The organism is Acidovorax sp. HMWF018 (assembly GCF_003061035.1).
Classification (GTDB): Bacteria; Pseudomonadota; Gammaproteobacteria; order Burkholderiales; family Burkholderiaceae_C; genus Acidovorax; species Acidovorax delafieldii.
In genome coordinates, this window is sequence record NZ_QAIM01000449.1 from 1 (window position 1) to 13,867 (window position 13,867).

Below are 13,867 nucleotides of genomic sequence, written 5' to 3' on the forward strand. Positions count from 1 at the left end.
ACCATGCCCCCACAAGGCAAACACCCCCGCGCCGGCAAAACCCAGTTCTACGGCGCATCCAGCCTCGATGGCTTCCTCGCCACGCCCGACCATGACCTCGACTGGCTGCTGCAATTTGGCGAGATCGAGGGCTCCAGCTACCCCGCGTTCATCCGCGACGTGGGTGCGCTGGCAATGGGATCGCACACCTACGAATGGATGCTGAAACATGCCATCGATGCGGGCCAGCCCTGGCCTTACACGCCTCCGACCTGGGTGTTCAGCGCACGGACGCTGCGCGGCATTGCAGGCGCGGATGTGCGCTTTGTGCGTGGCGATGTGCGGCCCGTGCACCAGGCCATGGTGCAGGCTGCAGCAGGGCGCAATGTGTGGGTCGTGGGTGGGGGTGACCTGGTGGGGCAGTTTTACGACGCGGGCCTGCTGGACGAGCTGATCGTGCAGATCGCCCCCGTCACGCTGGGCGCAGGCACGCCGCTGTTGCCGCGCCAGATCATGCAACCCACGCTGCAGCTCAAGTCAGTGACCACGCTGGGCGGCATTTTTGCGGAGCTGCGGTACCTGGTCACCCGTTAAGCAGGCTCGCCCGCGCGGGTCACCCGCAGGTTCTGCTGACCCGCCGCGTCATGCCAGCGGCACCATCTTGCTCACGGGGTGCGACAGCACCAAGGCGGTAGACACGCTGCCAAACGCCGCCAGGGCATCCACCACGCGCTCCAGGTCTGCCGGCTGTCCAAATGCGCAGCGCACCACAAAGCAGTCCTCTCCCGTCACGCGCACGGCGTCCAGCACCTCGGGCATGGTCTGAAACAGCTGCACGTAGCGCTGAATGTGTTCGTGCGTGGTGCGCACCCGCACCACGGCCTGCAAGCCCAGGCCAGCGGCAGCCAGGTCGATGCGGGCCTGGTAGCCCACGATCACACCGGCGTCTTCGAGTTTCTTGACGCGCTCGCTCATCGCAGGCTGCGACAGACCGATCTGCTTGCCCAAGGCAGACAGGCTCTGGCGAGCGTCGGCCTGCAGGGCCATGAGGATCTGTCGGTCTTTTTTGTCCAGTTCCACGGTGCAATGCTCCCTTTGCGATGACTTCAAGGTTTGGAGGGCCACTTTCCGATGATGCCCCCTGCCCATCCACAGGCGCGGCACCTATCGTTGGCAGGCAGTGATACCACTGCTTTTTTGACCTGAAGGAATTTTGACGATGAGACCAGTTTTGCTTGTTCCCGGCATCTACAACTCCGGCCCCCGCCACTGGCAATCATTGTGGCAAACCCAGCACACGGGCGTGGTGCGGGTGGAGCAGGCCGATTGGGCACACCCGCAATGCGACGCCTGGGTGCAGGCCATTGACGCGGCCATCACCGCAGCAGGCCAGCCCCCCATCGTGGTGGCCCACAGCCTGGGTTGCCTGGCACTGGCGCGGTGGGCTGCCAGCGCGTTGACCGCTGTGCATGCCCTGTTGCTGGTGGCCGTGCCAGACCCCGATGGGCCCGACTTTCCACCGGATGCCAAAGGCTTCACGCCCGTGCCTGCGGCGCTGACCGCCCCGGGTCAGCCCGCGCGGCAGGCTATGCTGGTGAGCAGCAGCGACGATCCGTATTCCACTGCAGCCTTCTCGGCCCATTGCGCTGCCGCCTGGGGTGCCCAGCAGGTGGACCTGGGGGCCAAGGGGCATATCAATGCCGACAGCGGCCTGGGCGACTGGCCCGAAGGATGGGCCTGGGTACAACGCTGGCGCGCCGCCTGATGAGGCACCGGCGGGAAGTGGGCCGAGAGACGAGCAAAAAAGCCGGGCACGCCCCCGGCCGCTCAGTCCGCCAGCGCCTGGTCGATGACCAGGTAGCGTTTGACCAGATCAAAAAAGCTGTCGTAGAAGGTGTCCTTGGCAATGGTCTCGCTGCCCACCTTGACCAGGGACTCGCTGCTGGATGAGAACGGCAGCGACACTGAGCCGATGGCGCCCACACCCACGCTGGCCGAGTTGTTGGTCTTGCGCAATGCGTAGGTGTCCTGGGTGGCCGTCACAAAGCCCAGACTGACCTTGCCGTCGTTGGCCTCGGGCACACACACCACGCGCACCACCATCTGCAGGTGCGACTCGGGCTCGGGCTGGAAGCTCTTCTTGCCTTCCACCAGGTCGGCCGCGCTGGACGAGATGACGTAGCCCTGGCTGAGCAGCGCGCGGCGCGAGGCTTCACACGTCTGGGCCGGCGTGGCATCGAACAGGCGCGAGTACGTGGCGACCGAGCCAAAGTTCTCCTGCACGCCAAACGTCTTGGCCCCTGTGCCGGCACAGCCTGCCATGACCAAAGTCGCGCCACAGGCCAGGGCCACTGCAGCGGCGCGCAGGAGCGCTGGTTGGGGGGCATGGGATTCTGTGGACCAGGGGAAACGCAAAACCGGGACTCCTTGGGGGTGGGCGGCTATCGCCGACGATAACAAGCGCGAAGCAAACGCGACGCGAGCGCATTGGACAATGCACCCCATTGTCACAGCGCCTGGGGTGTCTGACGGCAGTAACCGCTCCCGGTTCCCCAGATTCTTCATGCCATGCACACCACAGCGTGGTCTCACCTTGAAGCAAAGCAGACCTGTGGCCCGCCAGATGCTACGCAGGGCGGCGGCAGGCGCATGCCCCCATACCAGCCCTTGTTGTGTCACCGTCATCACGCAGCACGCCGCTATACTATTAATAGCTACAAAAGCATGCTGTTGTAGCGCACCCAGCCAAATCGCTCCATTTTTGCAAGAAACACTGGCGCCAGTGCCTGCAAACACACACCCAAGCTCCCTGTGCCCCTCGCTTCCCTGTTTTGCCTGGTCGTTGCCATCAGCGACGGCGACACCCTCACTGCCCGCTGCGGACCACCTGGTGCCTACCAGCAGGTGAAGGTGCGCATCGCCGCCATCGATGCGCCCGAGTCGCGGCAAGCGTTTGGGCAGAAGTCGCGGCAGCACCTGGCACAGCTGTGCTTTCGACAACGGGCCGCGCTACAACCCGTGGATGAGGACAGCTACGGCCGCATGGTGGCGCAGGTGCGTTGTGGTGGCACCGATGTCGCCACGGCACAGGTGCGCGCAGGCATGGCCTGGGTGTACACGCCCTACGCCAGCCACTACCCGCACCTGGCGCCCTTGCAGCGCTCTGCACAGGCGCAGCATGCGGGCCTGTGGTCCCAGAAGCGGCCTTTGGCGCCCTGGGACTACCGGCACCGGCAGCGCCGTTGATTCGCCAGGGAAACGGCGCGCACCGCCGCCTCGCTGACGATCCCGAGCGGAAGGCGATCAGTTGCGCAGCAAGGCCAGCACGCCCTGAGGCATCTGGTTGGCCTGCACCACCATGGCGTTTCCAGCCTGCTGCAGGATCTGCTGGCGCGCCAGCGAAGCGGTTTCCACTGCGAAGTCTGTGTCCACCACGCGCGCGCGGCTGGCCGACAGGTTTTCGCTGCTGACCTGCAGGTTGCCGATGGTGGCCTCCAGGCGCGAGGCCTGGGCGCCCAGCACGGCGCGCTGGCTGCTCACATAGTCCAGCGCGCGGTCCACCGCCACGATGGCCTGTGCGGGCGACACCGTGACGTCCAGCGTGTTGCGCAGGCCCAGCGCACCCAGGCTGATCACGCCCACCCGTGTCTCCAGCGTCTGGTTGGCATTGGCGCCGACCTGGAACACCTTGGTGCTCACGGCCCCGGCGTTCTTGGCAATCGTTTCGTACGACTCGGTGAACCCCTCCAGCACATCCTGGCCGGAGCGGCTGCCCATGTTGGGAATGGCGGCCTTGGCATTGCGCGCGGCGCCGCCGTCCACATCCAGCCCGCCGATCGCCCCCGTGTCGTCGTTGTTCAGGTCAAAGGTGCCGATGAACGCGGCGCCGTTGGTGGCGAACTGGCTTTTGACATCGGCCGCGTTGGTAAACACGCCGTGCGAGGCATTGGCGATGGCGGTGTCGAGGGTGGCGCCCGGGTTGGCGTTCATGTAGGTCAGCACGTCCTTGACCCCTGTGCCCCCCGCCGCCTTGATGCGGTCATGCATGTAGCGCACCGCTGAATAGCTGGACGAGTAGAACTCGCTGGTGTTGGTGGGGCCATTGATGGCGGCCACCACGCCTGCCGTGGTCACTGCAGCGATGTCGTTCTTGACCCGCTCATCCGCCCCTTGGATGAACTCCGCCGTGCCTTCGATGAACCACAGGTTGCCGGCCTGCAGGTTCTGCCAGTTGGTGCTGCGGGCCATCACGGCGTGCACCATCTCGTGGCCGATGATGCGGTCGTTGTAGTACGGCGCGGTGCCGCCGTTGGGCAGGTTGGGGGGCACAAAGTCGGCCATGTCCACCTGCAACACCAGACTCAGTCCCCGGCCGTTGGCGTCATAGCCCGTGTTTTGCACATAGGCAGCCACCCCGCCGGCGCCGTCGGTGTAGCCGGTGTAGCGGATATCGAGCTTGGCACCATCGGCCTTGAGGCCGTAGTAAGTGCGGATGAGCTGTTCGCTGCTTTCCAGCCAGCTGCCCGCGCTGGTCAAGCCGTCGTACACGCCCAGCAGGTTTTCATCGCCCACCACGCTCGCGCTGGAGGTGTCGAACACGTTCATGCCATTGAACTGGGTGGTGCGGCCGGTGCGGTCAATCTCCTGCGCAAGGCGCGAGACCTCTGCCTGAATGGCCTCCCGGTCGGAGGCACTGTTGGTGTCATTGGCCGCCTGCACGGCCAGTTCGCGGATGCGCTGCAGGCTGGCAGCCACGCCCTGCAGGGCGCCCTCGGCCGTCTGCATCAGCGACAAGCCGTCGTTGGCGTTGCGCGCCGCCTGGTTCATGCCCCGGACCTGGGAGGTAAAACGCTCCGAGATGGCAAGGCCCGCCGCGTCGTCCTTGGCAGTGTTGATGCGCAGGCCCGAAGACAGGCGCTGCACGGTCGTCGCCAGGTCGCCCAGTGCATTGCCGAGCCGGCGCTGCGCATTCAGCGACATCACATTGGTGTTGATCGTCAACGCCATGGCTCGACCATTGGTCTCCAGGGGGTGAATCGGCGCAGCGCACAAGCGCCACGGGCGGAGCGGGCCTGCTTTTCAGGGCCTCTGTCGTCTTTTCGGCAGGTCGACAGAGAACCTGAGGCCCGGGCGCACCGCCTGGACGCCGGGCTTTACCCCGCCTTCACAGCGCGCCCGCGCCGAGGGCGCTAGCATCAGGGTTCTCCCCAGGTCCGCGCAGCCCTGGGCCGCCTCTCTGCTCCCACGCCTTGTCCATGCCCGTTCCCGAGCCCACTTCGCCTGTTCCCGCCGCCAGCGACGCCCAGAGCGTCTATCGCCACAACGGTTTTGTCTCCTTTCTGGTCGCCCGCGTGGTGGCCGTCATCGCCACCCAGGTACAGGCGGTGGTGGTGGCCTGGCAGGTGTACGACCTGACGCGGCAGCCGCTGGCCCTGGCCTATGTGGGGCTGGCGCAGTTTCTGCCCATGCTGGCTTTGTTGCTGCCCGCGGGCGACCTGATCGACCGCTTTGACCGCAAGCGCATCCTGGCGATTGCCTGGTCGGTGGGCGGCCTGTGCAGCGCCCTGCTCTGGTGGCTGTCTGGCCACGGCAGCAGCGGGGTGGCGGGCATTTATGCCGTGCTGGTGCTCTATGGCTGCGCCCGCGCGTTCTCGGGCCCGGCCATGCAGAGTCTGTTGCCACAGATCGTGCCGCGTGCACAACTGGCCCAGGCCATCGCCGCCAACAGCATGCTGATGCGTGTGGCCAGCATTGGCGGGCCGCTGCTGGGCGGGCTGCTGTATGCGCTGGGCGGCGGCGAGCTGACCTATGCCATCTGCTGCGCGTGTTTTGTGCTGGGGGTGGCCCTGCTGCTGCGCGTGGTGGTGGCCCACGCCACGGCACCCGGCCCCGCGCAAGGCACCATGTTCGAGCGCTTTGGCGCGGGCATCACCTTCATCCGCACGCGGCCCATCATCCTGGGCACCATCTCGCTGGATCTGTTTGCCGTGCTGCTGGGCGGCGTGGTGGCGCTGCTGCCCATCTATGCGCAAGAGGTGCTGCATGTGGGCCCGGCGGGCCTGGGTGCGCTGCGCAGTGCCATGGCTGTGGGCGAGGTCAGCGCCGGGCTGTACCTGAGCATGCGGCCCTTCAACCGCCAAGTGGGCCGCACCATGTTCATCGCGGTGGCGGTGTTTGGCGTGGCCAACCTGGTGTTTGCGCTTTCTACACTGTTCTGGCTGTCGTTTGCGGCGCTGCTCGTGGCGGGCGCGGCCGATATGGTGAGCGTGTACATCCGGGGCGCTCTGGTGCAGTTCTCCACGCCCGACGCCATGCGCGGGCGGGTGAACGCGGTGAACATGCTGTTCATCGGCTCCTCCAACGAACTGGGCGAATTCCGCGCAGGCACCAGCGCCGCATGGCTGGGCGTGGTGCCCGCCGCCATCGTGGGCGGCCTGTGCACGCTGGGTGTGGTGGGTGGCTGGATGATGGCGTTCCAGACCCTGCGCAAGGTAGACCGTTTTGAGGAGGCGGCGCAGGCCACGGGCGCAGCGCCATAGCACCGAGAACCTGTTCTCAGGCGATCATGTCTAGGGGTTTGAAGATACCCCTCGATACATCCTCCCTGGCGTTTGTGTCGCGCAGGTAAAACCCGCCGTGCGGGCTTGCATGCGGGTGGTGGCAGCGGCACCATGCGGACAGCCATTGGCTGGCTGCCCGCGAGGCCCCATGACCCCCACTAACCCACTGCACCTCCACCGCCGCACCCTGCTGCTCGGCCTGGCGGGTTGCGCCGTCTTTGGCACCCCCCTTGCCACACAAGCCGCGCCCCCCGCCGCCGCAGTGCCCCACACAACAGGCCCGGGCACCTGGAGCGCGGCCGACGAACCCACCCTGGCCCGCCTGCTGGACCGCGTGACCTGGGGCTGCACCGCCCAGGGCACGCAAGCGCTGGGCGGCTTGGGCATCAGTGCGTATCTGGCTGCGCAACTGCGCCCGGGTGCCAACGCCGCACTGCCCCGCGAAGCCCAGGCGCAGATCGACGCCATGGCCATCTCGCGCACCCCCATCGAGGCACTGGCGGCCGACATGGAAGCCCGCAACCGCGCCGCCAAGGCCCAACCCACCGAAGACGAGCGCAAGGCCGCGCTCAAGGCCTGGCAGCAGGACATGCGCGCCCTGCAGCAAGAGGCTGCCGCCCGGTTTGTGCTGCGCGCGCTGTATTCGCCCAGCCAGTTGCGCGAGAAGATGACCTGGTTCTGGATGAACCACTTCAACGTGTTTGCAGGCAAAGGCAACCTGCGCGCCCTGGTGGGCGACTACGAAGAGCGTGCGGTGCGCCCCCACGCGCTGGGCCGCTTTCGCGACCTGCTGGGCGCCACCGTGCGCCACCCGGCCATGCTGCGCTACCTGGACAACGCGCAAAACGCCGCAGGCCGCATCAACGAAAACTACGCGCGCGAGCTGATGGAACTGCACACGCTGGGCGTGGACGGTGGCTACAGCCAGCAGGACGTGCAGGAGCTGGCCCGCGTGCTGACCGGCGTGGGCGTGTCGCAGCGGCCGCCGGGTGACGAGCCCCCGCGCATGCGACCCGCACTGCTTCGCCACTACGTGCGCGAGGGATTGTTTGAATTCAACCCGCAGCGGCATGACTGGGACCCCAAAACACTGCTCGGCCAGCCGCTCCGCGCCCAAGGTCTGGCCGAGGTGGACGAAGCGCTGGACCGCCTGGCCCGCGCGCCTGCCACCGCGCGCTTCATCACCCGCAAGATCGCGCTCTTTCTGGTGGGCGACAACCCGCCCCCCGCACTGCTGCAGACACTGGCCCGCAGCTTTGAGCGCACGGACGGCGACATTGCGACAGTGCTGGAAACGCTGTTCCACACACCAGAGTTCCGTGCGTCCCTGGGCCAGCGTTTTCGGGACCCGGTGCACTACGCACTGGCGGGCCTGCGCCTGGCCCACGGCGATGCCGTGCTGCCCAGCACCGACCCTGCGCTGGCGTGGCTGCAACGGCTGGCCGAGCCTTTGTATGGCCGTGTCACGCCCGATGGCTACCCGCTGGACTCCGCGACATGGTCAGGCTCGGGGCAGATGAGCACGCGCTTTGAGATGGCGCGGGCCTTGGGGGCAGGCGCCATGGCTGCCCCACCTGCGAGCGATGACGCGGCACCCCGCACCGCGCCGCGCATGCCCCCGGCCCTGGCGCAGACCGCCTACGTGCGTACGCTGGAGCCCACGTGGTCCCCGGCCACGCGCAGCGCCCTGGCGCAGGCCACCTCACCGCGCGAATGGAACCTGCTGTTCCTCGCATCCCCTGAGTTCATGCACGGATGAGGAGAGGAGATGGAGTACATCCCCCTGAGTCGCTTCGCGCCCTCCCCCTTCTCTCGAATGGCTTCGCCCTTCGGCAAGGGGGACGCAGCCCGTGCGGCGGGGCGGCCCTTGCACGGCTGCCATGGCTTTGGCCGCGCACGCGCCTGCGCAGCAGCCGATGATGGGTTCGGGCGCCATTGAATAGGTTGAAAGGACAGCCCCATGCTTTGTAGACGACACCTTCTCCAGGCCCTGGGCGCCAGCGCACTCGGCACGGGCCTGGGCGTGCACAGCGCCAGCGTGCTCGCCGCACCCCGCGCGCAGGACGCGCGCTTTCTGCTGGTGTTCTTGCGCGGTGGCTACGACTGCGCCAGCCTGCTCGTGCCCACGGCCAGCAGCTACTACTACGAGACACGGCCCAACATCGCCATCGCCCGGCCGGGGCAGGAGGGCGGCGCCCTGCCGCTCACGCCCGACTGGGGCCTGCACCCAGCACTGGCTGAATCGATGCTGCCGCTTTACCAGCAGCGCCAGCTCGCCTTTGTGCCGTTTGCAGGCACGGACGATCTCTCGCGCAGCCACTTCGACACCCAGGACAGCATCGAGCTGGGCCAGCCCCTGGGCGGGCGGCGCGACTACCGATCGGGCTTTCTGAACCGGCTGGTGGCCGAGCTGAACCCGCGCGCCGACAGTGCCCCGACGGCGCTGCAGCCGATGGCGTTCACCAGCACCCTGCCCCTGGTGCTGCGCGGGGCGGTGGACGTGCCCAACACCGCACTGAGCACAGGCGCGGGGCGCGGTGGTGTGGATGCGCGGCAGGCCGAACTCATCGCCTCCATGTACCGGGGCACACCGCTGGCCACGCCCGTGAACGAAGGCTTTGCCACCCGCGATGAGGTCGCCCGCACCATGCAGGGCGAGATGGAGGCCGCCAGCCGCAATGCGCTGAGTACCAAGGGATTTGAAGGCACGGCCCGGCGCATGGCGCGACTCATGCAGTCGCGCTATCAGCTCGGCTTTGTGGACGTGGGCGGCTGGGACACCCATGTGGGCCAGGGCGCTGCCACCGGCACGCTGGCCAACCGCCTGGAGGAACTGGGCCGGGGCCTGGCAGGCTTTGCCGACGAGATGGGCCCCGCGTGGAAGTCCACCGTGGTGGTGGTCATCAGCGAGTTTGGGCGCACCTTCCGCGAGAACGGCAACCGGGGCACGGACCATGGCCACGGCACGGTGTTCTGGGTGCTGGGCGGCGGGGTGAATGGCGGCCGCATTGCGGGCGAGCAGCAGGCGCTGACCGCCACCACGCTGTTCCAGAACCGCGACTACCCCGTGCTCAACGACTACCGCAGTGTGCTGGGTGGCCTGTTCGCCCGCATGTACGGGCTGAACGCGGCGGCCGTGGCGCGGGTGTTTCCAGGGACCCAGGGGGCCGACCTGCGGCTGGTTTAGCCGCGCTGGCGCCCCACATCATTCACTATATTTTTGATAGCTACTCAGGCATATATTTCTAGCGCCACAGGCGATTTATCCTCTAAATCGCCCGGGCATCACGCGTTGAAGGTACCTGTCAGCAGCTCTGGCAGGCGCTCCACCTTCATCTTGAAGCCGCAGGCCTGCGCATGGCCACCGCCGCCCATGCTTTCGGCCAGCGCGATGCAGTCAAAGTTGCGCTGCGCACGCAGCCCCACCTTCACGCCCTTTTCGCCTGCACTCCACATCAGCGCAAAGGTGCCCGTTTTGGCCGAGAGGATGTCGCCCACCAGGCTGTGGAACATGCCGGGGGCATTGACCATCAGGCCGGTGATGCCGTTGAACACCAGCGGCTGCGCGCCTTCGGCGATGTCGGCACAGAGCTTGCGGTACTTCTGGTCCATGGCCTCGCCGCGCACCATGAACTGCTGGAGCTGTTCGGGCGTGAAGTCGGCAATCTCGCGCCAGCGCGCAAAGCCTTGCTCTTCCATGTCCAGGGCTGACAGGAAGGCAGCGCTCTCGGCAAACTCCCACTTCCAGATGTCGCGGTCTTCCACGTATTTGAACAGGGCAGGCATCGGTTCGTGCGGATGGAAAAACTCCCACGCCAGCCGCGCACCCGACTTGTTCATGTCGAAGTGCACCACGCCGCAGCGGCAGGCAAAGCCGGTGAGCTTTTCGGCGGCGCTCTTGTGGTGGTCCAGCATGACCAGCTTGGCGGCGCGCTCGTCGATGGCGGCCATCACCTCGCTGGCGAACGAGAAGTCGAGGATGTACACCGCGCGGCCCTGCAGGGGCGGCAGGTCGTCCACGGTCTTGACATCGCCGTGGTCCAGCCCCACGTATTCGGCCTGGTCGCCGTAGTACAGCCATGCCGCCAGCGCCGCGCCAAAGCCATCGGGGCAATTGCGCCCGTGGTAGAGGATCAGCGGCGCGGGGTCGTTCTTGTCGGGGGCAACCAGCAGTTGCAGGGGGAGTATGGTTTTCTTCGTCATGGCCCCCGATTGTCGCCGGGGCATGGCAAGGCACCGAGCGCAATCTGCGCAGCCTGGGTACTTAAACCCCGTCAATACAGCGGAACCAACGCGCCCCCCAGCGCATCCATCCTACCCACGCCCCCTCGCAAACCACACGATGTTCCAAGCCCTCAAAGACCTATTGGAAAGCATTGCTCCACTGCACCCCACGCCCTCGCCCGCCGAGCGTGCGCGGGCGCTGCAACTGGCAGCCGCCGTGTTGCTGGTGGAGGTGGTGCGCACCAAGGCGACCCTGGGCGATGCAGAGCGCAGCGTGATGGAGAGCGCACTGCGCCAGCAGTTTGCGCTAACGGACGAAGAACTGCAGGCCCTGCTGAACCAAGCCACCACCACCTCCCGAACGGCCTACGACTACCAGCACTTCACCAGCCAGTTGAACGAACACTTCACACAGGCCGAGAAGATCCGGCTGGTCGAAGCCATGTGGCAGGTGGCCTATGCGGACGCACGGTCGGACGAGAACGAGATGCACACCATCAGCAAGGTAGCGGGTCTGCTGCATGTGACGCATGGCGAGTACATCGGCGCCAAGATGCGCGCGAAGGAAGTAAGCCCCCCCTGAGTCGCTTCGCGCCTTCCCCCCGAGGGGGGACGCCGCCCGTGCGACGGGGCGGCCTTTAGAACCTGTTCAAAGTCTTTTTGGAGATCGCATTGGAGTGCAATCGGGAGGAGTGGATGCTTCGGATGCGCCGCATGGGCTCGTGCCCATGCCAGCAGCCGGGGCGTCCAATCGCCCGATTTCACTCCAACCCTTCGGGCAAGTGCCTCGCCGGGCGGTCTGCGGCGTTGCGGCGCTTGTGGATAGCAGGGCTATCCACTGCGCACCGCGCCTAGCATCCCATCCCGGCAAGGGACTTGTGCAACTCCAAAAAGACTTTGAACGGGTTCTTACACGGCGGCAGCTGGCCTGCGCCGCGCGGGCTCTACGGGTTCGCCTTTGCTCGACGTCTACACCGGCAACCAGCGCCACCAGAACGGCTTGCGCTCCTCCTGCGCACCCTGCGCCTGCAGCATGCCAATGAACTCGGTGCGCCGATAACGGTGCGCAGCCTCCAGCGGGGTCATGTCGTCAAAGTCGGACCGCAGCATGGGGTCGGCTCCATGGGCCAGCAGGTAATGCGCAATCGCGTCGTGGCCGTGGATAAGACTGGCGACCAAGGGCGTACACAGGATCTCGGGATGCTGGTAGTTGGGGTTCACGCCCGCACTGATGTGATGGCGCACCAGCGCCAGGTCGCCCGCCACGGCGGCGGCGTACATGTCTTTCCAGTCTCCAGCGGACATACCTGGGCATCCTTTGCAAGGGTTGAACGGGGCCAGTGTAGGCAGCGGCGCGTGCGGCACAATCCGCGCCTTCCCCTAGGGATCCTCTGCACGAATCAGCGCGCCGTGTGCATCAGAGGCCTCGGGCGGTCTGCAGCGTTGCAAATACTCGCAATAGCTACGGCTATTGCTGCGTTTTGCGCCTTGCAGCCCCTCCCGATCCGCTGCGCTCACTTGCCGCTTGATTCGTGCAGAGGATCCCTAGCCCGCGATGGCCCACACACATTCCTCCATGCCCCCTCCCCTGCACATCCTATGGCGCGACGAGCACCTGGTGGCCGTGTACAAGCCCGCAGGCTGGCTGGTGCACCGCACGGGGCTGGACGCGGGCGAGACGCGGTTTGTGATGCAGACCCTGCGCGACCAGCTGGGCCGGCATGTGTTCCCGGTGCACCGGCTCGACAAGGGCACCTGCGGCGTGCTGGTGATGGCGCTGCACAGCGATGCGGCGCGCGCGCTGTCACAAGCGTTTGAGCATGGCGCCACGCACAAGCGCTACCTGGCGATGGTGCGCGGCTGGGCGCCTGAGGCCATCGAGGTGGACCACGCCTTGAAGCCCGACGATGCGCCTGCGGATGCCGCCGTGCAGGACGCCCACACACGCTTTCGGCGGCTGGCGCAGCTCACGCTGCCCGAGGCCAGCGACGCTCGTTTTTCCAGCACCCGCGCCTCGCTGGTCGAGGCCACCCCTACCACCGGGCGGCGCCACCAGATCCGCCGCCACCTCAAGCACCTGGCGTACCCCATCATTGGCGATGCCACGCATGGCAAGGGCCCGCTCAACCGCTGGTGGGCCGAGCGGCTGGGCCAGCAGCGGCTGTGGCTGCATGCCTGGCAGCTCACGGTGCCGCACCCTGTGACGGGGGCGGCGATGACCTTCGACAGCGGGCTGCGTTGGCCGGGACCCGCGGACTGGGACTGCGGGCGCGCCCCCGCCGACGACTCCACCGTGCCATGCGCCGACTGGCAGCGCCTGTTTGCCAAGCTGCCCTGGCACGAGCCCCCCGTCCCGGCCCCGTAACGCGGGCGACACGGCGACGGCATGCCCGTCGAAATAATGGGCGCTCTCAAAAAACCAGGAGACCTTGCCCATGACCGCACCCGCCACCAACCGCGTCCTTGCCCACACGGGCGCGCGCTACCCCATCATCCAGGCGCCCATGGGCTGGATTGCGCGCACGCAGCTGGCCTCGGCGGTGTCGCGCGCGGGGGGGCTGGGCATCATTGAGACGTCCTCCGGCGAGACGGCCAATTGCCAGGCCGAGATCACCAAGATGAGCGCGCTGGGCCTGCCGTTTGGCGTGAACCTGCCCATCCGCTTTTTGAAGGACGACGCCATGCTGCGCTTTGTCTGCGCGTCGGGCGTGAAGTTTGTGACCACCTCAGCGGGTAGCCCCGCCAAGTTCATCGCGCCGCTCAAGGACGCGGGCATCACCGTGTACCACGCGGTGCCCACGGTGGACGCAGCGCTGAAATGCGTGGACGCAGGCATTGACGGCCTGGTGGTCGAAGGCGGTGAAGGCGGCGGCTTCAAGAGCCCCGAAGAGGTCTCCACCCTGGTGCTGCTGCAGGCCATCCGCGCACGGGTGGACGTGCCGCTGGTGGCGGCAGGTGGCATCTGCGACGGGCGCGGCATGGCCGCAGCCTTTGCGCTGGGGGCCGAGGCGGTGCAGATGGGCACACGGTTTGTCAGCTGCGCCGAAAGCCCCGTGCACGCCAACTACAAGAACGCGATCGTCGATGCGGGCGTCACCGGCACC

The 13,867-nt window shown here is 66.9% G+C and carries 14 protein-coding genes; 9 read left to right on the plus strand and 5 right to left on the minus strand.

Annotated features, from left to right (window positions below):
- The first annotated feature begins 3 nt into the window (after positions 1 to 3).
- On the plus strand, positions 4 to 573 hold the full coding sequence (locus tag DBR23_RS18450; RefSeq protein WP_108499193.1) for a dihydrofolate reductase family protein: 570 nt from the start codon (positions 4 to 6) through the stop codon (positions 571 to 573).
- 48 nt (positions 574 to 621) lie between these two features.
- On the opposite strand, the gene DBR23_RS18455 is transcribed toward DBR23_RS18450, so the two are convergent.
- On the minus strand, positions 622 to 1,059 hold the full coding sequence (locus DBR23_RS18455) for an Lrp/AsnC family transcriptional regulator (RefSeq protein ID WP_056064760.1): 438 nt from the start codon (positions 1,057 to 1,059) through the stop codon (positions 622 to 624).
- A 139-nt stretch (positions 1,060 to 1,198) separates the two neighbouring features.
- Between DBR23_RS18455 and DBR23_RS18460 the strand changes: the two genes are divergently transcribed.
- The gene (locus tag DBR23_RS18460; protein ID WP_108499182.1) at positions 1,199 to 1,744 is read left to right on the plus strand and encodes an alpha/beta hydrolase; all 546 of its coding nucleotides are present in this window, start codon (positions 1,199 to 1,201) and stop codon (positions 1,742 to 1,744) included.
- A 62-nt stretch (positions 1,745 to 1,806) separates the two neighbouring features.
- On the opposite strand, the gene DBR23_RS18465 is transcribed toward DBR23_RS18460, so the two are convergent.
- Positions 1,807 to 2,301: a DUF2242 domain-containing protein gene (locus DBR23_RS18465; RefSeq protein WP_056747050.1), complete on the minus strand. Its 495-nt coding sequence runs from the start codon at positions 2,299 to 2,301 to the stop codon at positions 1,807 to 1,809.
- 489 nt (positions 2,302 to 2,790) lie between these two features.
- Between DBR23_RS18465 and DBR23_RS18470 the strand changes: the two genes are divergently transcribed.
- Positions 2,791 to 3,225 (plus strand): thermonuclease family protein, encoded by a 435-nt coding sequence (locus tag DBR23_RS18470; protein ID WP_108499184.1) that lies wholly within the window; start codon positions 2,791 to 2,793, stop codon positions 3,223 to 3,225.
- Positions 3,226 to 3,282: 57 nt separating this feature from the next.
- On the opposite strand, the gene DBR23_RS18475 is transcribed toward DBR23_RS18470, so the two are convergent.
- Entirely contained in the window at positions 3,283 to 4,986 is a 1,704-nt protein-coding gene (locus DBR23_RS18475; RefSeq protein WP_108499185.1) for a flagellinolysin, read from the minus strand.
- A 248-nt stretch (positions 4,987 to 5,234) separates the two neighbouring features.
- On the opposite strand from DBR23_RS18475, the gene DBR23_RS18480 reads away from it, so the two are divergent.
- The 3 genes from DBR23_RS18480 (at position 5,235) to DBR23_RS18490 (ending at position 9,726) form a co-directional block, all read left to right on the plus strand.
- Complete coding sequence (locus DBR23_RS18480) at positions 5,235 to 6,518, plus strand: MFS transporter (protein ID WP_108499186.1); 1,284 nt, start codon at positions 5,235 to 5,237, stop codon at positions 6,516 to 6,518.
- 169 nt (positions 6,519 to 6,687) lie between these two features.
- Positions 6,688 to 8,298 carry a DUF1800 domain-containing protein gene (locus DBR23_RS18485; RefSeq protein ID WP_108499187.1) on the plus strand — a complete coding sequence of 537 codons (1,611 nt, stop codon included), beginning with the start codon at positions 6,688 to 6,690 and terminating at the stop codon, positions 8,296 to 8,298.
- A gap of 201 nt (positions 8,299 to 8,499) precedes the next feature.
- Positions 8,500 to 9,726, plus strand: a complete 1,227-nt coding sequence (locus tag DBR23_RS18490) for a DUF1501 domain-containing protein (protein WP_108499188.1) — start codon at positions 8,500 to 8,502, stop codon at positions 9,724 to 9,726.
- Positions 9,727 to 9,824: 98 nt separating this feature from the next.
- Here the strand turns inward: DBR23_RS18490 and DBR23_RS18495 are convergent, their stop codons facing one another.
- Positions 9,825 to 10,742, minus strand: coding sequence for a DHH family phosphoesterase (locus tag DBR23_RS18495; protein ID WP_108499189.1), 918 nt, complete (start codon positions 10,740 to 10,742; stop codon positions 9,825 to 9,827).
- Positions 10,743 to 10,881: 139 nt separating this feature from the next.
- On the opposite strand from DBR23_RS18495, the gene DBR23_RS18500 reads away from it, so the two are divergent.
- Positions 10,882 to 11,346, plus strand: a complete 465-nt coding sequence (locus DBR23_RS18500; RefSeq protein WP_108499190.1) for a TerB family tellurite resistance protein — start codon at positions 10,882 to 10,884, stop codon at positions 11,344 to 11,346.
- A 386-nt stretch (positions 11,347 to 11,732) separates the two neighbouring features.
- Here DBR23_RS18500 and DBR23_RS18510 read toward each other — a convergent pair whose 3' ends face one another.
- The gene (locus DBR23_RS18510; RefSeq protein WP_108499191.1) at positions 11,733 to 12,068 is read right to left on the minus strand and encodes an ankyrin repeat domain-containing protein; all 336 of its coding nucleotides are present in this window, start codon (positions 12,066 to 12,068) and stop codon (positions 11,733 to 11,735) included.
- Between the two features lie 271 nt (positions 12,069 to 12,339).
- Between DBR23_RS18510 and DBR23_RS18515 the strand changes: the two genes are divergently transcribed.
- Positions 12,340 to 13,128 (plus strand): pseudouridine synthase, encoded by a 789-nt coding sequence (locus tag DBR23_RS18515; protein WP_108499194.1) that lies wholly within the window; start codon positions 12,340 to 12,342, stop codon positions 13,126 to 13,128.
- Between the two features lie 70 nt (positions 13,129 to 13,198).
- The coding region (locus DBR23_RS18520; RefSeq protein ID WP_233250550.1) for a nitronate monooxygenase family protein at positions 13,199 to 13,867 on the plus strand (669 nt) is incomplete at its 3' end.